Source organism: Massilia sp. Mn16-1_5 (genome assembly GCF_004798585.1).
Taxonomy (GTDB): domain Bacteria; phylum Pseudomonadota; class Gammaproteobacteria; order Burkholderiales; family Burkholderiaceae_D; genus Telluria.
In genome coordinates, this window is the sequence record NZ_PPXQ01000086.1 from 1 (window position 1) to 255 (window position 255).

The window sequence follows — 255 nt, forward strand, 5'->3', positions numbered from 1 at the left end:
CTTGCGTAGCAACTAATGACAAGGGTTGCGCTCGTTGCGGGACTTAACCCAACATCTCACGACACGAGCTGACGACAGCCATGCAGCACCTGTGTTCAGGTTCCCTTTCGGGCACAGCCAAATCTCTTCGGCCTTCCTGACATGTCAAGGGTAGGTAAGGTTTTTCGCGTTGCATCGAATTAATCCACATCATCCACCGCTTGTGCGGGTCCCCGTCAATTCCTTTGAGTTTTAATCTTGCGACCGTACTCCCCA

At 52.2% G+C, this 255-nt stretch carries 1 rRNA gene; it reads right to left on the reverse strand.

What is annotated here, in order from left to right:
* Positions 1-255, reverse strand: a 16S ribosomal RNA gene (locus C2862_RS25145); the annotation flags it as partial.